Source organism: Erwinia wuhanensis (assembly GCF_030484085.1).
Classification (GTDB): Bacteria; Pseudomonadota; Gammaproteobacteria; order Enterobacterales; family Enterobacteriaceae; genus Erwinia; species Erwinia aeris.
In genome coordinates, this window is the sequence record NZ_JAUJUH010000003.1 from 24,184 (window position 1) to 42,198 (window position 18,015).

General features: G+C 57.6%; 16 protein-coding genes. 8 read left to right on the forward strand and 8 right to left on the reverse strand.

Translation table 11 applies throughout. From position 1 onward, the window contains the following. Window positions 1-5 precede the first annotated feature (5 nt). Both yhdP and tldD read left to right on the forward strand, forming a co-directional pair. Window positions 6-3,785, forward strand: a complete 3,780-nt coding sequence (gene yhdP / locus QZH36_RS07895; RefSeq protein ID WP_301729943.1) for an AsmA2 domain-containing protein YhdP — start codon at window positions 6-8, stop codon at window positions 3,783-3,785. Between the two features lie 82 nt (window positions 3,786-3,867). Next, a complete protein-coding gene (gene tldD, locus QZH36_RS07900) occupies window positions 3,868-5,313 on the forward strand; it encodes a metalloprotease TldD (RefSeq protein ID WP_301729944.1) in 1,446 nt (481 codons plus the stop codon). 44 nt (window positions 5,314-5,357) lie between these two features. On the opposite strand, the gene aaeR is transcribed toward tldD, so the two are convergent. Further along, window positions 5,358-6,275 carry an HTH-type transcriptional activator AaeR gene (aaeR, locus tag QZH36_RS07905; RefSeq protein WP_125287059.1) on the reverse strand — a complete coding sequence of 306 codons (918 nt, stop codon included), beginning with the start codon at window positions 6,273-6,275 and terminating at the stop codon, window positions 5,358-5,360. 268 nt (window positions 6,276-6,543) lie between these two features. Here aaeR and aaeX point away from each other — a divergent pair, with 268 nt between their 5' ends. From aaeX to QZH36_RS07930, 5 genes are all read left to right on the forward strand, one after another. Further along, window positions 6,544-6,747, forward strand: a complete 204-nt coding sequence (gene aaeX, locus QZH36_RS07910; protein WP_034890367.1) for a p-hydroxybenzoic acid efflux pump operon protein AaeX — start codon at window positions 6,544-6,546, stop codon at window positions 6,745-6,747. Between the two features lie 7 nt (window positions 6,748-6,754). Continuing rightward, complete coding sequence (gene aaeA, locus QZH36_RS07915) at window positions 6,755-7,687, forward strand: p-hydroxybenzoic acid efflux pump subunit AaeA (RefSeq protein WP_253457821.1); 933 nt, start codon at window positions 6,755-6,757, stop codon at window positions 7,685-7,687. Window positions 7,688-7,692: 5 nt separating this feature from the next. After that, the gene (gene aaeB, locus QZH36_RS07920; RefSeq protein ID WP_253457823.1) at window positions 7,693-9,648 is read left to right on the forward strand and encodes a p-hydroxybenzoic acid efflux pump subunit AaeB; all 1,956 of its coding nucleotides are present in this window, start codon (window positions 7,693-7,695) and stop codon (window positions 9,646-9,648) included. A 91-nt stretch (window positions 9,649-9,739) separates the two neighbouring features. Next, the gene (locus QZH36_RS07925) at window positions 9,740-11,191 is read left to right on the forward strand and encodes an NAD-dependent succinate-semialdehyde dehydrogenase (protein WP_301250735.1); all 1,452 of its coding nucleotides are present in this window, start codon (window positions 9,740-9,742) and stop codon (window positions 11,189-11,191) included. Between the two features lie 50 nt (window positions 11,192-11,241). Beyond that, a complete protein-coding gene (locus QZH36_RS07930; RefSeq protein WP_253457826.1) occupies window positions 11,242-11,511 on the forward strand; it encodes a barstar family protein in 270 nt (89 codons plus the stop codon). Between the two features lie 72 nt (window positions 11,512-11,583). On the opposite strand, the gene yhcN (QZH36_RS07935) is transcribed toward QZH36_RS07930, so the two are convergent. The 4 genes from yhcN (QZH36_RS07935) to argR form a co-directional block, all read right to left on the reverse strand. After that, window positions 11,584-11,841, reverse strand: coding sequence for a peroxide/acid stress response protein YhcN (gene yhcN / locus QZH36_RS07935; RefSeq protein ID WP_253457828.1), 258 nt, complete (start codon window positions 11,839-11,841; stop codon window positions 11,584-11,586). A gap of 92 nt (window positions 11,842-11,933) precedes the next feature. After that, window positions 11,934-12,203: a peroxide/acid stress response protein YhcN gene (yhcN, locus tag QZH36_RS07940; RefSeq protein WP_253457830.1), complete on the reverse strand. Its 270-nt coding sequence runs from the start codon at window positions 12,201-12,203 to the stop codon at window positions 11,934-11,936. A gap of 84 nt (window positions 12,204-12,287) precedes the next feature. Beyond that, complete coding sequence (gene yhcN / locus QZH36_RS07945) at window positions 12,288-12,560, reverse strand: peroxide/acid stress response protein YhcN (protein ID WP_301729945.1); 273 nt, start codon at window positions 12,558-12,560, stop codon at window positions 12,288-12,290. 410 nt (window positions 12,561-12,970) lie between these two features. Continuing rightward, entirely contained in the window at window positions 12,971-13,441 is a 471-nt protein-coding gene (argR, locus tag QZH36_RS07950) for a transcriptional regulator ArgR (RefSeq protein WP_125287067.1), read from the reverse strand. Between the two features lie 416 nt (window positions 13,442-13,857). Here argR and mdh point away from each other — a divergent pair, with 416 nt between their 5' ends. Continuing rightward, entirely contained in the window at window positions 13,858-14,793 is a 936-nt protein-coding gene (mdh, locus tag QZH36_RS07955; protein WP_301729946.1) for a malate dehydrogenase, read from the forward strand. 34 nt (window positions 14,794-14,827) lie between these two features. On the opposite strand, the gene degS is transcribed toward mdh, so the two are convergent. The 3 genes from degS to zapG all read right to left on the reverse strand — a co-directional run bounded on the left by degS (window position 14,828) and on the right by zapG (window position 17,842). Continuing rightward, the gene (degS, locus tag QZH36_RS07960) at window positions 14,828-15,886 is read right to left on the reverse strand and encodes an outer membrane-stress sensor serine endopeptidase DegS (protein WP_253457837.1); all 1,059 of its coding nucleotides are present in this window, start codon (window positions 15,884-15,886) and stop codon (window positions 14,828-14,830) included. Between the two features lie 77 nt (window positions 15,887-15,963). Continuing rightward, entirely contained in the window at window positions 15,964-17,325 is a 1,362-nt protein-coding gene (gene degQ, locus QZH36_RS07965) for a serine endoprotease DegQ (RefSeq protein ID WP_253457839.1), read from the reverse strand. Window positions 17,326-17,437: 112 nt separating this feature from the next. Next, window positions 17,438-17,842, reverse strand: a complete 405-nt coding sequence (gene zapG, locus QZH36_RS07970; RefSeq protein WP_125287071.1) for a Z-ring associated protein ZapG — start codon at window positions 17,840-17,842, stop codon at window positions 17,438-17,440. Window positions 17,843-18,015 lie beyond the last annotated feature (173 nt).

The window sequence follows — 18,015 nt, forward strand, 5'->3', positions numbered from 1 at the left end:
GGTGTGTGAGGCAATTGCCGAGGATCTTGCTACTGACCGGCGCAATAATCGTCGTTATTATTGCGCTGATAGTCAGCGGCCTGCGTCTGGCGATGCCGCATATCAACAGCTGGCGCACGCCTCTGCTGCAGCGCCTTTCCAGCGCTATCGACATGCCGGTAGAAGCCGCTTCCCTTAACGGGCGTTGGGAGAATTTCGGCCCGGTGCTGGAAATCAAAGCCCTTAATATCGGCCTGAAGGACGGCGGCTCGCTGAAGGTCGATCGCGTTTCGCTGGCCTTTGACGTCTGGCAATCGCTGCTGCATCTGCGCCCGCAGTTTCGCAATCTCGTCTTCTGGCGACTGGATCTCGTCACCAATACGCCGCTCACCGCCGGCGACAGCGGCAAAGTAGAGCTCAAGCCGGGCCAGTTCAGCGATCTCTTTCTGCGTCAGTTTGACCACTTCGATTTGCAACAAAGCCAGATCAGTTTTCTGACGCTTTCCGGGCAGCGCGCCAGGCTGGATATGCCGCAGCTTACCTGGCTGAACGAAAAAAACCGTCACCGTGCGGAAGGGCTGGTCAGTTTGTCCAGCTTTACCGGCCAGCACGGCGTGGTACAGGTGCGTCTCGATCTCAGCGACACCAATGGCTATCTCGATACCGGGCGCGCCTGGATGCAGGCGGACGATGTGGATGTCAAACCCTGGCTGGGCCAGTGGATGCAGGACAACACCACGCTGAAAAGCGCCCGCTTCTCGCTGGCTGCCTGGATGAGCCTTGAAAACGGCGAAATCCACAGCGGCGATATCTTATTAAAGAAAGGCGGCGCGGAATGGCAGGGCGAAAACGAGGCACACCACTTCACCGTGGATAACCTCGCCGCCCATATCAGCCGCGTTGAGCAGGGCTGGCGTGCCGAAATGCCGCGAACCAGCCTGCATACCGACGGCATAGCCTGGCCAAAAGGGCGGGTATCGCTGCTCTGGCTGCCGCAACGTTCGTCCAGCCCGGAAGAGCTACGCATACGCGCCACCCATCTGGCGCTTGAGCGTATCGATGCGCTGCTGCCGCTGTTTTCCAAAGTGACGCCGACGCTGCTGACTAACTGGCGCACGCTGCAGCCGCACGGCGAAGTTCAGGCGCTGGCCGCCGATCTTCCTTTACAGCAGCCGGAGAAAACCCGCTTTCAGGCCCGCTGGCAAAATCTGAGCTGGCAGCACTGGGAGCTGCTGCCGGGAATGCAGCATTTTAGCGGCTCGCTTACCGGCAGCGTCACGGACGGCAAGCTGAATTTCAGGCTGAAAGATGCCTCGCTGCCCGATGGCACCATGTTCCGCGCGCCGCTGCAAATCGCGCAGGCCAGCGGCGCCTTCAGCTGGCGGAGCGACGAGCAGGGCGTCACGCTGGCCGGACGGGATCTGGATGTGCAGGCGCGCTCGCTGTGGGCGAAGGGCGACTTCACCTGGGCGCAGGTCAAAGAGCAGGCGCCGCGGCTGGATATTCTGGCCGGCATTAACCTGACCGATGCGGCAGACGCCTGGCGCTACTTCCCGGAACCGCTGATGGGCACCAAACTGGTCGACTATCTCAGCGGCGCCATCAAAGGCGGGCAGGCGCAAAACGCCACGCTGCTGTTTGCGGGCAATCCCCAGCTTTTCCCTTTCAAACACAACGACGGTATGTTCCAGGTTTGGGTGCCGCTGCGTCAGGCGACCTATCGCTTCCAGCCCGGCTGGCCGGATCTGGAAAAGCTGGATATCAACCTGAACTTTATCAACGACGGCCTGTTTATGAAGGCGGATCGGGCAATGCTGGGCAACGTGCAGGGCAAAAACGTTGCCGCCGTTATTCCTGACTATATGAAAGAAAAGCTGATTATCGACAGCGATATCAGCGGGGCGGGCACGGAAATCGGCCGCTACTTTAACCAGACGCCGCTGAAGCCAACGCTGGGCGCGGCGCTGGACGAGCTACAGATCGGCGGCGATGTAAGCGGTCGCTTACATTTGAATATCCCGCTGGATGGGCAGGAAGTTAAAGCCAGCGGCGATGTGGCTCTGCATAATAATTCGCTGTTTATTAAACCGCTTAACAGCACCATCAAACAGCTGAGCGGCCGCTTCACTTACGACAACGGCAATCTGCAAAGCGAGCCGCTGACCGCCAGCTGGTTCGGGCAGCCGATGGGCGTCACGTTTACTACCCAGGAAGGCGAAAAGCATTACGCTATCGGCGTCGATCTTAAAGGCGACTGGCAGCCGGGCAAAATCGACGCGGTGCCGAAGGCGCTGCGCGAAAAACTGAACGGCAGCGCCAGCTGGCAAAGCGCGGTCGCCATTACGCTGCCGCACGGCGGAGGCGCGAACTACAAGGTCTCGCTGACCGGCGATCTGAAAAATGTAAGCAGTAACTTACCTTCGCCGCTGGATAAAGAGCGGGCTGCGCCGATGCCGATCCGCGTTCAGGCGCAGGGCGATCTGTCGGCCTTTACGCTGCATGGCGCGGTAGGTGAAAAGCACCGTTTCAACAGCCGCTGGCTATTGGGGAAACAGCTACGCGTCGATCGCGGCATCTGGGAAAATGACGCCACGCAAACGCCGCCGCTGCCGGCAACGTCAGGCATGACGCTTAATCTGCCGCCGCTGGATGGTGAAGCCTGGCTGGGGCTGCTGGCGGGCGGCACAGGCGCAGGCGGCGGACAGGCTTATCTGCCGGGCGATATCACGCTGCGCACGCCGGCGCTGACGCTGGGCGGGCAGCGCTGGCACGATCTGGAGGCAACGCTGAGCCAGACGGTAGCGGGCGAAAACGTGGTGCAGGCCAAAGGACGCGAGATCGACGGCAAGTTGGTAATGAGACAGCACGCGCCGTGGCTGGGCCAGCTCAGCTACCTCTATTACAACCCGCAGTGGCCAGCGGCCAGCGGCTCCACGCCGTTTTCCGGCGAGCAGGCCAGCGGAATTGATTTCAGCAGCTGGCCCGCCGTTAATCTGAGCTGCAACGAATGCTGGCTGCGCGGCCAGCGCTTCGGCCGGATGGCGGCGGATCTGAGCCACACCCGCGATACCTTAAAGCTGCAAAACGGCCTGATCGATATCGGCAGCGCAAAACTGAAGGTGGCAGGCGAATGGGTCAACCAGCCGGGCGCGCAGCGCACGGCGCTGAAAGGCTCGCTCAGCGGCAAAAAAGTTGACGATGCCACCAACTGGTTCGGCATGAATTCGCCGCTGCGGGATGCGCCGTTTAACATCGATTACGATCTTCACTGGCAGGCCGCGCCGTGGCAGCCGTCGGTGGCGACGCTGAGCGGTGTGCTGAAATCGCACATGGGCGCCGGACAAATTGCCGATGTGAATACCGGCCGCGCCGGCCAGCTGCTGCGGCTGGTCAGTTTCGATGCGCTGCTGCGCAAGCTGCGCCTTGATTTCACCGACACTTTCAGTCAGGGCTTCTATTTTGATTCCATTAACGGCACTGCCTGGATTGAAAAGGGCGTGCTGCGTACCGATAACCTGCTGGTGGATGGCCTGGAAGCCGACATCGCCATGCAGGGCAAAATCGACCTGGTGAAACGGCAAATCGATATGGAAGCGGTAGTCGCGCCGGAAATTTCCGCGACCGTCGGCGTCGCCGCCGCGTTCGCCGTTAATCCGGTGGTCGGCGCAGCGGTCTTTGCCGCCAGCAAGGCGCTGGCGCCGCTGTGGAATAAGATCTCGGTGCTGCGCTACCATCTTTCCGGGCCGCTCGATAAGCCGCAAATTGACGAAGTGCTGCGCAAGCCGCGAGAAAAGAGCGCGAAGTGAATTTGACGTGACCGGGGAATTGCCTCAGGCTATAGAGATTACGACGCCAGCGGCGACTGGCTCCCAAACAGAGCGAGAATACATGAGTCTGAATCTGGTAAGTGAACAGTTACTAACTGCTAATAATATTAACCAACAGGATCTCTTTTCCCTTCTCGGTCAGCTCTCGGAACGCAAGCTGGACTACGCCGACCTCTATTTTCAGTCCGGCTACCACGAATCCTGGGTGCTGGAAGACAGGATTATCAAAGACGGCTCCTGGAACATCGATCAGGGCGTCGGCGTGCGCGCCATCAGCGGCGAAAAAACGGGCTTCGCCTACGCCGATCAGATCACGCTGAACGCTTTGACGCAAAGCGCCACGGCGGCGCGCAGTATTGTGCGCGAGCAGGGCAACGGCAAATCGCACACGCTGGGCGTGGTAATGAACCGCCCGCTTTACCCAACGGCCGATCCGCTGCAAAGCCTGACCCGTGAAGAGAAAATCGCGCTGCTGCATCGCGTGGATTCTGCGGCGCGTGCGGCGGACAAGCGTGTACAGGAAGTCAGCGCCAGCCTGAGCGGCGTTTACGAGATGGTGCTGGTGGCGGCCACCGACGGCACGCTGGCGGCCGACGTGCGTCCGCTGGTTCGCCTGTCGATAAGCGTGCAGGTTGAGGACAACGGCAAGCGCGAGCGCGGCTCCAGCGGCGGCGGCGGCCGTTTCGGCTACGAATTTTTCCTGGCCGACGAGTCTGGCGAAACCCGCGCGGAAGCCTGGGCGCGTGAAGCGGTGCGGATGGCGCTGGTCAACCTGAGCGCCGTCGCGGCGCCGGCGGGCAGCATTCCGGTGGTGCTGGGCGCGGGCTGGCCTGGCGTGCTGCTGCACGAAGCGGTTGGTCACGGTCTGGAAGGCGACTTCAACCGTCGCGGCACCTCGGTGTTCAGCGGCCAGATTGGCCAGAAAGTGGCGTCCGATCTCTGCACCGTGGTCGATGACGGCACCATCGAAGGCCTGCGCGGGTCGCTGGCGGTGGATGACGAAGGCGTGCCGGGCCAGTACAACGTGCTGATCGAAAACGGCGTGCTGAAAGGCTATATGCAGGACAAGCTAAACGCCCGCCTGATGGGCGTTAAGCCTACCGGCAACGGCCGCCGCGAATCCTATGCGCATCTGCCGATGCCGCGCATGACCAACACCTATATGCTGGCAGGCAAGTCGACGCCGGAAGATATCATCGCCAGCGTCGAGTATGGCCTCTATGCGCCAAACTTCGGCGGCGGTCAGGTGGATATCACCTCCGGGAAATTTGTTTTCTCGACCTCGGAAGCCTATCTGATTGAGAACGGCAAAGTGACCAAACCGGTGAAAGGCGCCACGCTGATCGGTTCCGGTATTGAGGCGATGCAGCAAATCTCGATGGTAGGCAACGACCTCGCGCTGGATAAAGGCGTGGGCGTTTGCGGCAAAGAAGGGCAAAGCCTGCCGGTCGGCGTTGGCCAGCCGACCCTGAAGCTGGATAAGCTGACCGTGGGCGGCACCGCCTGACGGATAGCGACCACGAAAAGGCGAGCCATAGCGGCTCGCCTTTTTTATTTCTGCCGATACTCCTGGTACACGTCCGCCACCTTATGGAAGTAATCCGTCAGATAATTGATACACACCTGTACCTTCAGCGGCAGCTTGTCCTTCTGCGTATAAACCGCATAAACCGGCCGGGGATCGGACTGATAGTGCGCAAACAGGATCTCGATTTTACCGGCGTTGATCTCGTCAATGATCCACATCAGCGGCACGTAGGCGATGCCCGTTCCGGCCACCAGCCAGCGGATAAGCGTTTGCGAATCGTTGGTGGCGAAGCGTCCCTGCGGCGAAAGGCGAATGGCGAGGCCTTCCGGCGACGTCAGCTCAAAATCGTTGTCGGGCCGCACGCTGTACTCCAGCCAGGAAAAGTTGCCGATATCCGAAGGCTTTTCCGGCGTACCGTGCTGCGCCAGATAGCTTTTGGCGGCGCAGACCACCATCGGCATTGAGCCAAGGCGGCGAGAGAACAGGCTGGAATCGCGCAGCGCGCCAACGCGGATCACCAGATCCAGTCCGTCGGCGATCAGGTCGGGCGCAGGGATGCCGGTAACCAGGTTCACCGTCAGGCCAGGATATTCTTTCAGCATCTCGGCGGTCATATTCGCCAGCACGTTCTGCGCCATGGTCGAAGAGCTGCCGATGCGCAGCGTGCCGATCGGCGTATTGTTGAAGGCGTACAGCTGCTCGTGCACCTGCTGCGCTTCCGACATCATCCTGCGGCAGCCCTGGAAATAGATTTTTCCGGCTTCGGTCAGGCCCAGGCTGCGCGTGCTGCGGTTCAGCAGCTTGACCTGTAGCTCATCCTCCAGCTTCGCCACGATCTGGCTGACGGCGGAAACGCTCATTTGCAGATGGTTGGCGGCAGCGGTAAAAGAGCCCAGCTCCACCACACGCGCAAACACGGACATGCCCTTCATTCTTTCCATTATTAACTCTGGCTTAAAAGTGATTTAGATCACATTTGGTAGAAAACAGATAGTCAGCCGCGTTACTATAGCATCGCCGGGTTACCATTCCGTAACTCAACTCGCCGAAATGCTGACGCCTGAATACGCTATTATTCATACAGCGCCGGTTTTTGATAAGACCGTCTGCGGTTAATCTGACATCATCATCCGTAGAGCAGCAGCCACCCTGTCCGGGGCGGCCGTTTTTTTGTGGCGGAGCGCCCGGTAAACCCGACAAGGATAAGAGATGAGCGTGCTTCCGGTTATTGTGATATTTGGGCTCTCCTTCCCGCCCATATTTTTTGAGATTATCGTGTCATTGATGCTGTTCTGGCTGGTGCGTCGTTTGCTTACGCCCACCGGGATCTATGACCTGGTCTGGCATCCTGCGTTATTTAATACAGCACTCTACTGCTGCCTGTTCTACCTGGTTTCCCGATTGTTTGTCTGAGGTCACAGTGAAAGCGTTAACAAGAAAAATTTCCCGGTTTGCCATCACCCTTATCCTGGTGGTCATTGCCGTTGTTGGTATTTTCCACGTCTGGGTTTACTACACAGAATCGCCGTGGACGCGCGACGCAAAATTCACGGCGGACGTGGTCGCTATCGCGCCAGACGTCAGCGGCCTGATCACCGACGTGCGCGTGCGGGATAACCAGCTGGTGAAAAAGGACCAGGTGCTGTTCGTGGTCGATCAGCCGCGCTATCAGCAGGCGCTGAACCAGGCGGAAGCGGACGTGGCCTATTACCAGGCATTGGTCAGTGAAAAACGCCGTGAGGCAGGCCGCCGCAATCAGCTCGGCGTCTCTGCTATGTCGCGTGAGGCTATCGAGCAGGCCAACAGCGATTACCAGACTACGGAACACCAGCTGGCGAAAGCCGTCGCCACGCGCGATACCGCGAAGCTGGATCTGGAGCGTACCGTGGTCAAAGCCCCGGCGGACGGCTGGATCACTAACCTGAACGTCTATCGCGGCGAATTTATCACGCGCGGCTCTACCGCCGTGGCGCTGGTGCAGCAGCACACCTTCTACGTGCTGGCCTATATGGAAGAAACCAAGCTGGAAGGCGTGCGTCCCGGCTATCGCGTGGAGATCACGCCGCTGGGCAGCAACCGCGTGCTGCAGGGCACCGTTGACAGCGTGGCCGCTGGCGTGACCAACAGCAGCAGCACCGTCGACAGCAAAGGCATGGCGACCATCGATTCCAACCTGGAGTGGGTGCGTCTGGCGCAGCGCGTGCCGGTACGTATTCATCTCGACCAGCAGCAGGGCAATCTTTATCCTGCCGGCACGACGGCAACCGTGATTGTGACGGGCGCTCAGGATCGTCAGCCGCAGGAGATGTCGCCAGCGATGAAGCTGATGCACCGCCTGCGTGAGTTCGGCTAAGCGCCATGTGGTATCAACTGCGGTTTCCGATCAAGCTGACCTTCGCCATTCTGCTGGCGTTGCTGATCGGCTTTCACTTTAATCTGGAAACGCCGCGCTGGGCGGTAATGACCGCCTGTATCGTCGCAGGCGGCACGGCCTTTGCCGCGGGCGGCGATCCTTTCTCCGGCGCGCTGCGCCATCGCGGGATGCTGCGTATTATCGGCACCTTTATCGGCTGCCTGGCCGCGCTGACGATTATGATCGCCACCATCCGCGCGCCGGTGGTGATGCTGCTGCTGTGCTGTCTGTGGGCCGGTTTCTGCGTCTGGCTTTCCTCCTTAATCAAAGTTGAAAACTCCTATGCGCTGGGCCTGGCGGGCTATACGGCGCTGATTATCGTGGTCAGCCTGGACGCTAACGGCTCGGTGCTGCTGGCGCCGCAGTTTGCCGTCGAGCGCTGTAGCGAAATCATTATCGGCATCGTCTGCGCCATTCTGGCCGACATGCTGTTTTCGCCGCGCTCCATCAAACAGGATATCGATCGCGCTATCGACGGGCTGCTGGTGGATCAGTACAAGCTGATGCAGCTTTGCGTGGCGCACGGCGACAAAGAAGAGGTCGACAAAGCCTGGACCGATCTGGTGCGTCGCACCACCGCGCTGAACGGAATGCGTACCCATCTGATGATGGAGTCAGGCCACTGGCAGCGAGCGGACAGGCGACTGCGCGCGTTAAATACGCTGTCGCTGACCTTGATTACCCAGGCCTGCGAAACTTTTCTGATCCAGAATACTCGTCAGGAATATGTGCCGCCGCAGTTTCACCTTTTCTTTGAAAAGCCGGTTGAGAACGTCGCCGATATCCATAAGCGCATGAAAATTATGCGCCGCGTGATCACCGCTAGCGGCAGCAAAAATACGCCGGTCACCGTCAGCAACTGGGTCGGCGCGGCTTCACGCTATTTGCTGCTGCTGAAAGGCATAAAAACCAACAGCAGCATCAGCGGCATGGAAGAAGAAGTGCTGGATGGCGAGCCGGTGGTAAAAATGCGCTCGGCGGAAACGCGCCACGCGCTGATCAACGGCGTGCGCACTTTTGTCGCCACGGCGGTCGGTTCGCTGTTCTGGCTGTGGAGCGGCTGGACATCGGGCAGCGGCGCAATGGTGATGCTCGCGGTGATCACCGCGCTGGCGATGAGGATGCCGAACCCGCTGATGATGGCGAAGGATTTTCTGTACGGCATGATGGTGGCGATCCCCTTAGGGGCGCTCTATTACATGGTGCTGATGCCCGCCACGCAGCAAAGTATGCTGCTGCTCTGCCTCTGCCTGGGCGTGATGGCCTTTATCGGCGGCATCCTTATTCAGCGCCGTCAGATCGGCACGCTGGGCGCGCTGGTCGGCACCATCAATATCCTGACGCTGGACAATCCCATGACCTTTAACGTCAGCGCCTTCCTGGATAACGCACTCGGTCAGGCGATCGGCTGTTTCCTGGCGCTGCTGGTCATTTTGCTTATTCGCGACACCTCAAAAGCGCGGACCGGACGCACGCTGCTGAACCGCTTTATGTATTCCGCCGTGGCGGCCATGACCACCAATCAGGCCCGCCGTCGCGAGAACCATCTGCCGGCGCTGTACCAGCAGCTGTTTATGTTGCTGAATCTTTTTCCAGGCGACATCAACAAGTTTCGTATCGCGCTGACGTTGATTATCGGACACCAGCGCCTGCGCGATGCCGATATCCCGGTTAACAGCGATCTTTCTGCTTTCCACAAGCAGCTGCGGCATACGGCGGATCGGGTTATTTCGGCAGGCAGCGACGCCAAACGACGCCACTACTTCGAGCGGCTGCTGGCGGAACTGGCTATCTATCAGGAAAAGCTGGTGCATTACGAGGCGCCGCTAAGCGTCACCGAGCCCGTGCAGCGCCTGGCGAGCATGTTGAAAAAATATCAGACCACGCTGCTGCAAATCTGATTAAGAGATCTCCGCTTCTTGCCCTTCTTGCGGCCTGTCATGCAGGCCGCCATCTATACTTATCCCAACGGTAATCCAATGGGAGAACAGTATGAGCAACTCGCTTCAGGACAACGACTTATTTCAGACCGGCTTTTTTATCGACGGTCAATGGCAGCAGGGCGGCGCAACCTTTGACGTACTGAACCCGGCCACCGGTGAAGTCATTACTCAGGTCGCGCGCGCCGGAAAAGACGAAACCGAACGGGCGATTGCCGCCGCCGCCAAAGCCTTTCCCGCCTGGCGGGCGAAAACCGCTAAAGAGCGTAGCGAAATCCTTTACCGCTGGTATCAGCTGATTATCGACAACAAAGCCTGGCTGGGCAAACTGATGACGGCGGAGCAGGGTAAGCCCGTAAAAGAAGCCGAGGGTGAAGTCGAGTACGCCGCCAGCTTTATTCAGTGGTTTGCCGAGCAGGCAAAGCGCGCTAACGGTGAAATCATTCCGCCGGCCAAAGCGGGATCGCGCATTCTGGCGACGCGCGAACCCATCGGCGTGGTCGCTGCTATTACGCCCTGGAATTTCCCGATGGCAATGCTGACGCGCAAGCTTGGCCCCGCGCTGGCCGCAGGCTGCACCGGCATTATCAAACCCGCTAATAACACGCCGCTGTCGGCTTTTGCTCTGGTGGCGCTGGCGAAAAAAGCGGGCGTGCCGGACGGCGTGCTGAACGCGGTGGCGGGCGATACCAAAGCCATCAGCGAAGCCATTATGGCCAGTTCGACGGTCAGGAAAATCTCTTTCACCGGTTCAACGGAAGTCGGCAAGCTGCTGATGCGTAACGCCGCTGAGACGATGAAAAAAGTGTCGATGGAGCTGGGCGGCAACGCGCCCTATATCGTCTTTGAGGATGCGGATATCGACGCCGCCGTTAAAGGTGCCATCGCCAACAAGTTCCGCAACGCGGGCCAGGTTTGCGTCAGCGTTAACCGCTTCTTTATTCACAACAGCGTTTACGACCGTTTTGTCAGCCAGCTGGCGGAAGAGGTAGGCAAGCTGAAGGTGGGTAACGGCATGGAAGAAGGGGTGATTGTCGGGCCGCTGATTGAGGCTTCTGCCGTAGATAAGGTGGAAGAGCATGTTAAAGACGCCAAAGCGAAAGGCGGCAAGATAGTCGTCGGCGGCGACCGGCACGCGCTCGGCGGCAATTTCTGGCAGCCGACGGTGATTGCCGAAGCCAATGAAAACATGAAGCTGGCCAAAGAGGAAACGTTTGGCCCGGTCGCCGCCTGTTTCCGCTTTGACAGCGAAGAAGAGGTAATCCGCCGCGCCAACGATACCGAATTTGGTCTGGCAGCCTATTTCTATACCCGTGATGTCCAGCGCATCTTCCGCGTAGCGGCGGCGCTGGAAAGCGGCATGATCGGCATCAATGAGTGCGCGGTATCCACCGAGCTGGCGCCTTTTGGCGGCGTGAAAGAGTCCGGGCTGGGACGGGAAGGATCGGTGCTGGGACTGGAAGAGTTTTTAGAGGTCAAAGCCCTGCATATCGGGGGACTGTAACTCACCGGGCGGCCACGCGTCGCCCGACCGTTTTCCTGTGGAGCGGCAGTATGAGAACAGAAATTTTTGATTTTAATGAAATCGTGGATCAGGCGCATTTCTTCCGACAGTTCAGCGATCGTTTTTCACTGGGCGATCGGCTTATTACCGATTTGGACAGCCTGTGGGAAGTGGTGAGCGACAGATCGCTGCCGTTACCGCTGGAGATCGAATTTGTGCATCTTGGCACAGGCCAGAGACGGCGCTACGGCGCGTTGATCCTGCTGTTTGACGAAGCGGAGGAAGAGCTGGAAGGGCAGCTACGATTTAACGTGCGCTGAAACGAAAAAAGGCCCCGGCGAACGGGGCCAAAAGGTTCGTCATATAACCGTCAGGGTAACGGTGACGAGGAATTACTTATACAGCTCGGCGGTGACGTGCCAGGTGTTGTCGTTGCGCGCTTCGATAACGCGATAGGCGCTGGCGCCTTGTTCATCCGCTTTCTGCGACAGCTGCTGACGAATATCCATCGGTGCGCCCGCCACGCCGCCTAATGAAATGGTGCCGGCGGATTGTAGATGCTGCGATTGCTCTGCGTTAACCAGCTGTGCAGCTGAAGCGCCGAAGGAAAGTACGGAGAGCAGGCTTAATACGGCTAAAGTTGTTTTCATGATTTTCTTCCTCATTGTCCTCAACAACCCGCGTCTGAAACCTGTCAGGTCGTCGATATAGCGGCAGGCTTTACGCCTGCCCGTCGCCCATCTTATTTATAAAGTTCTGCGGTCGCGTGATAGTTGCCGTTGTTGTAGGCCTCAATCACCCGATACGATTTCGCGCCCTGTTCGTCGGCTTTCTGTGAAAGCTGCTGACGGATGGTGGTTGGCGCGCCGTCGATGCCGCTAACGCTGATGGTACCCATAGACTGCAGATTTTCGTTGGCAACCTGCTGATCGGTTACCAGGTTGGCAGCGCTGGCGCCGAAAGAGAGAACGGAAGCCAGGCTTAGTGCGGCGATAGTAAATTTCGTGTTCATAACAGATGCTCCAGAAGTAGGGCGATAACCGAAAGGGCTAAAAAACTTTTATTATTCTTGGGGTTATCGTCAGAGTTAGGTTGATTATTTGTACAGCTCAGCCGTAGCGTGATAGTTGCCGTTTAAATAGGCCTCGACCACACGGTAGGCTTTAGCGCCCTGAGCGTCGGCTTTCTGGCTCAGCTGGGCATTGATATCCATAGGGGATGCGCTGACGCCGCTCACGCTAACGGTGCCGATCGATTGCATGTTTTGCGCCTGATCCGCGTTAACAGATTCAGCTGCAAAAGCACCAAAAGAGAGCAGAGAGAGCAGAGAGAGCAGGCTGGCGGCAGCCACGGTAGTTTTTACGTTCATGAAAATTTTCCTCGTCATTATTTTTATCGTGTTGTTAGTGTGATTCACATCACGAAAAGGATTATAGATCTGATAACGTAAAATATTAATAGCAGGCTAATAATGTTTTGTTGCGATATTTAAGCCGTTAACCACTTTTTAATAACGTTCAGTTATAAAAAACGCTTATAAGTTGCTCTGGCTGCGTTAAATATGCGTAAAAACATTGAGATAGATCAATTTAACTATTTGTGCGCTTCTTTGTGGCAGATCACACTGCGAGACGGGAGTCCATAAAGTTTAACGGCGATGTCAGCGCAATAAGCCAGTGGATTATGCTGTTTTTAACGGAGTGGAGAGAGAAAAGACAACGCGCCAACGGTCGCCGGCGCGCGGGGAAAACGATAAAGAACTGCATAAAAACCGGCGGCTTATAGTTCCTGATCGAATAATTTCAGGACGGAATCACGCAGGTGTCTGATGGTAACGTGGCGGGCTGGGGTAATGAAAATCGTGTCGTCACCGGCGATGGTGCCGAGGATGCCTTCGGGCTTGCCCAGCGAGTCCAGCATGCGGGCAATCAGCTGCGCCGCGCCAGGGCTGGTATGGATCACAATCAGCGCGTCATTATAATCGATATCAAGCACCAGATTCTTGAGCGGGCTGCTGGTGGTCGGCACGCCCAGCTCGGCAGGCAGACAGTAAACCATTTCCATTTTGGCGTTGCGCGTGCGCACGGCGCCAAAGCGGGTCAGCATCCGCGAAACCTTGGACTGGTTGATATTATCAAAGCCCTGTTCCTGGAGCGCAGTGACGATCTCGCCCTGCGAGCTAAATTTTTCTTCTTTTAATAAGGCCTTAAACGCCTTAATCAGATCTTCTTGTTTTGCTGGATTACGCATAGTTTTTCGCTAAAGGTCGCAAGAGAATTCCCGGCTGGGATAACTTCTTATTATGCACTTTTTTGCATTTTTATGCAAATTAAGCCTCTTTTTTACACCCTGTTAACGTTCGTTGCCAGATCGCGGCCGTGAAAAATTCGCCTTATTCCGCGACGTCGCGCACAATAAGTGAACAGATTGTTATAAAATTGATGTTGTTTGGCTAAGTATTAACGGTGTAGTGTAACGTTGACCGCGTTGCCTGCAGCCTCGAATGGCCTTACCGGGCATATTGCGGTCAGTCTCTGTCGCTTTATCCTGTATGATGCGCCGTCGTGCATGAGGGTAAATGCTGTCGCTCAGGCCTCGCAGGTCAGATATGCTCATAAGCAAATGATTCCACGGCACTTCCCCCTCAAAATAATAAGGAGTTTAGGATGAAAGTTGCAGTTCTCGGCGCGGCTGGCGGCATTGGCCAGGCCCTTGCTCTTCTGCTTAAAACCCAGCTTCCGGCAGGTTCAGATCTCTCACTGTACGATATCGCTCCCGTGACGCCCGGCGTGGCTGTCGATCTGAGCCACATCCCTACTGCGGTGAAAATCAAAGGCTTTAGCGGTGAAGACGCGACGCCAGCCTTGCAGGGCGCTGACGTAGTCCTGATCTCCGCAGGCGTAGCGCGTAAGCCTGGTATGGACCGCGCAGACCTGTTTAATGTTAACGCCGGTATCGTGCGCAATCTGATTGAGCAGGTCGCCGCTACCTGTCCAAAAGCGCTGATCGGCATCATTACTAACCCCGTTAACACCACCGTGGCTATCGCCGCCGAGGTGCTGAAAAAAGCGGGCGTCTATGACAAGAACAAACTGTTCGGCGTGACCACGCTGGATATTATCCGCTCCAATACCTTTGTCGCCGAGCTGAAGGGTAAAGATCCGGCGGCGCTGAACGTGCCGGTGATTGGCGGCCATTCCGGCGTCACTATCCTGCCGCTGCTGTCGCAGGTATCGGGCGTAAGCTTTACGGATCAGGAAGTGGCCGATCTGACTAAACGTATCCAGAACGCGGGTACAGAAGTGGTCGAGGCAAAAGCCGGCGGCGGGTCTGCCACGCTGTCAATGGGCCAGGCGGCAGCGAAATTTGGTCTGTCGCTGGTGCGTGCCCTACAGGGTGAAAGCAACGTGGTGGAGTGCGCCTACGTTGAAGGCGACGGCGCGCATGCTCGCTTTTTCGCTCAGCCGCTGCTGCTGGGGAAAAACGGCGTGGTGGAGCGTAAGCCCATCGGCGCTTTGAGTACGTTTGAAGAGCAGGCGCTACAGAACATGCTGGAGACGCTGAAGAAAGATATTGCTCAGGGCGAAGAGTTCGTGAAGTAAGCCACTCAGGGCCAGCTTTCGCTGGCCCTGCCGTTTAGCTGCCCGGATATTCCAGTACGGTAATTTGCAGCGTCATCTTGCGATCGTTACGCAAAATATCCACGTCAATCGCCGTTCCCGGACGGATTTCCGCCACCTGGTCCATGGTTTCCAGCGCGGAAACCGCAGGCTTATGGTTCACGCTGACGATGACGTCGTTCACCTGCAGGCCTGCTTTCGCCGCCGGCCCGCCCTGCGCCACGTTGGTCACCACAATGCCCTGAACGTGATCGATGCTGCCGTTCTGGCCATGCATTTGCGGAATTTCACGTCCGCTGATGCCGATAAACCCACGGATAACGCGGCCGTCGCGGATAAGCTTGTCCATGATTTTCGCCGCCAGCGCGGTAGGGATGGCAAAACCGATGCCTTCCGGCGTTTCGCCATCGTTGCTTTTATCGAACGACAGCGTGTTAATGCCCATCAGTTCGCCCAGTGAGTTAATCAGCGCGCCGCCGGAATTGCCTTTATTAATAGAGGCATCGGTTTGCAGGAAGTTCTGATAGCGGGAAGGGCTGAGGCCTACGCGGCCGGTCGCGCTGATGATGCCCTGCGTAACCGTCTGGCCAATGTTGTAAGGGTTGCCTATCGCCATCACCAGATCGCCGATATGCGCCACTCGCTTAGGATTAACAGGAATAACCGGCAGGCCGGAAGCGGTGATCTTCAGCACGGCCAGATCGGTCAGGCTGTCCGAGCCTACCAGCATGGCTTCAAAAATTCGGCCATCCTGCAGCGCGACGATAATCTGATCGGCATCGTTAATCACATGCTTGTTGGTCAGGATATAGCCCCGTCCGTCCATAATCACGCCCGAGCCCAGCGTGCGGATCTCCAGGTTATGGGCCGACGCGTTGGCGCTGCGATTATAGACGTTCACCACCGCAGGCGCGGCGCGGCGCACGGCGTCGTTATAGCTGACGGGCTTCTGGCTGGCGCTGTCATCTTTTAGCGTAAAAAAATTATTGCCGATGCGCAGCGCGGGCAGCGCGACCAGCAGCAGGCCCGCTACCACCAGGCCAAGAAGCACTGAACGCATAAGTTTAGGAAACATGGCTTTAACTGATGAATGAATAGACGATGGGCAGGATAACATGAGTCGGGCGGACGCGCAGGTGTCCGCCCGAAGTTTTAGCGTAAAAGCAGGTAGAGGCTTTCGCCGTTGCGGATAACATTCAGCGCCAGCAGCGAAGGTTTTGCCGCCAGCTGCTTGCGCAGGTCGGCAAGATTTTCAACGCGGGTGCGGTTAAGTCCGACGATAATATCGTCTTTTTGCAGGCCGAACTGCGCGGCCGGCGTGCCTTTATCGACGCTGTCCACGCTGACGCCTTTGGTGCCGTCTTTCGCCGCGCCGTCGCTCAAGGTCGCGCCCTGTAGCGCAGGGTTCAGCAGCTCTGTGCTGGCGGTTTGGGTGCTGTTATCCAGCTTCACGGTCAGCGTCTGCGGCTTGCCGTCGCGCAACAGGCCTACCTTCACCTCTTTGCCCGGCGCGGTGGTGCCAATTTTCACCCGCAGCGCGGCAAAGCTTTCCACCGGCTTGTCATCCAGCGAGGTAATAATATCGCCCGCTTTGATGCCGGCTTTAGCCGCCGCCGAGCCTGGCAGCACTTCATTGACGAAAGCGCCGCGCTGGGCGTCAACGTTAAAGGCTTTCGCCATCTCCGCCGTCATCTCCGTGCCTTTAATGCCCAGCTGGCCGCGTTTCACCTCGCCAAACTCGATCAGCTGCTGCGCCAGATTCATCGCCATATTGCCCGGAATAGCGAAGCCGATACCGATATTGCCGCCGGCAGAAGAGAGAATAGCGGTGTTAATACCGATCAGTTCGCCGTTAAGATTAACCAGCGCGCCGCCGGAGTTGCCGCGATTGATCGCCGCATCGGTCTGAATAAAGTTTTCCAGCCCTTCCAGATTCAGCCCGCTGCGTCCCAGCGCCGACACGATGCCGGATGTGGCCGTCTGGCCAAGGCCGAACGGATTGCCGATCGCCACCGCGAAGTCGCCGACCTTCAGCTGGTCGGAATCGGCCACTTTCACCTGCGTCAGGCCTTTGGCGCCGCTGACCTGGATCAGAGCGATATCGGTCTGTTCGTCGTGGCCAATAAGCTTAGCGTCAAATTCCCGGCCGTCGCTCAGCTGGACGCTGATTTTATCCGCGCCGTTAACCACATGATTATTGGTAAGGATATAGCCCTTTTCGGCGTTAATGACCACGCCGGACGCCAGGCCTTCAAAAGGCTGGCTGCTGTCGCCGCCGTCCTGACCTTCCTGCCCGAAAAAGCGTTTCAGCTGCTCGGGAATTTCCTGCGTTTGCGTCGGCTGCGTGCCCGCCACGTGGACGCTGACCACCGCAGGCAGCACTTTTTCCAGCATCGGCGCCAGGCTGGGCAGCGGCTGCCCCTGAATTTGTGCCGGTAGCGTGGCCTGCGCCGCCGGAGCTGAACCCATGCTGATACTCAGGGCTAATGCGCTCAACAGTAATGATTTCTTCATCGCTAAGACTCGCAAAAAGTGGGGGAGAGCATCCGGGACGAAGCCAGGACACAAGGGTCAGAAGAGTAAAAAGGGGCGATTAACGCCCCCTTTACCACAGGACGCGTCCGTTCTATTTCTCGTGCGCCGTACGCTCGCCGCGCAGCAGGCCGGTAGCGCTGTCAGGGTAATCACGCGGCATCTGCACCGGCACCTGATCGTTATCCGCTTCCGATTCGGTCAGCTGATAAGCAAACGGATTTTTTTCGCCCGGCAGGTTCGGCAGCAGGTCGTTGGAACCTTTCGCCATATGCTGATAAAGCTGGCGGTAGTCGCGCGCCATATTATCCAGCAGCTCAGCGCTCTGCGCGAAGTGGCTGGTCAGCTCTTCGCGATAATCAGCCAGTTCGGCTTTGGTTTTTTCCAGTTCGTACTGCTGGCTGCGCTGCTCGCGCAGTTTCTTGTTACCAAAACGCATCGCCAGCGCACCGATAATTACTCCCGCTACCAGGCCAATAAGCGCGTATTCCCAGGTCATAATAACTCCCGTGTTGTCTTCATCGTTCCGTAAAAACCTCTGGCCTTATGCCAGTCCGTTAACAGCCACTATAACCGCTAATCTCATGGAAGTGGAATCCTGCGGCTGCATCGCTTAGTGTAGAACGGCCTTTTTTTCGACAATCAATCACCTGACGCACCGAATAATTCAGG

Coding starts and splice junctions, on each gene's coding strand:
- tldD (WP_301729944.1), top strand. CDS start 3,868: ATGAGTCTGAATCTGGTAAGTGAACAGTTACTAACTGCTAATAATATT.
- aaeR (WP_125287059.1), bottom strand. CDS start 6,275: ATGGAAAGAATGAAGGGCATGTCCGTGTTTGCGCGTGTGGTGGAGCTG.
- aaeX (WP_034890367.1), top strand. CDS start 6,544: ATGAGCGTGCTTCCGGTTATTGTGATATTTGGGCTCTCCTTCCCGCCC.
- aaeB (WP_253457823.1), top strand. CDS start 7,693: ATGTGGTATCAACTGCGGTTTCCGATCAAGCTGACCTTCGCCATTCTG.
- QZH36_RS07925 (WP_301250735.1), top strand. CDS start 9,740: ATGAGCAACTCGCTTCAGGACAACGACTTATTTCAGACCGGCTTTTTT.
- QZH36_RS07930 (WP_253457826.1), top strand. CDS start 11,242: ATGAGAACAGAAATTTTTGATTTTAATGAAATCGTGGATCAGGCGCAT.
- yhcN (WP_253457828.1), bottom strand. CDS start 11,841: ATGAAAACAACTTTAGCCGTATTAAGCCTGCTCTCCGTACTTTCCTTC.
- yhcN (WP_253457830.1), bottom strand. CDS start 12,203: ATGAACACGAAATTTACTATCGCCGCACTAAGCCTGGCTTCCGTTCTC.
- yhcN (WP_301729945.1), bottom strand. CDS start 12,560: ATGAACGTAAAAACTACCGTGGCTGCCGCCAGCCTGCTCTCTCTGCTC.
- argR (WP_125287067.1), bottom strand. CDS start 13,441: ATGCGTAATCCAGCAAAACAAGAAGATCTGATTAAGGCGTTTAAGGCC.
- mdh (WP_301729946.1), top strand. CDS start 13,858: ATGAAAGTTGCAGTTCTCGGCGCGGCTGGCGGCATTGGCCAGGCCCTT.
- degS (WP_253457837.1), bottom strand. CDS start 15,886: ATGTTTCCTAAACTTATGCGTTCAGTGCTTCTTGGCCTGGTGGTAGCG.
- degQ (WP_253457839.1), bottom strand. CDS start 17,325: ATGAAGAAATCATTACTGTTGAGCGCATTAGCCCTGAGTATCAGCATG.
- zapG (WP_125287071.1), bottom strand. CDS start 17,842: ATGACCTGGGAATACGCGCTTATTGGCCTGGTAGCGGGAGTAATTATC.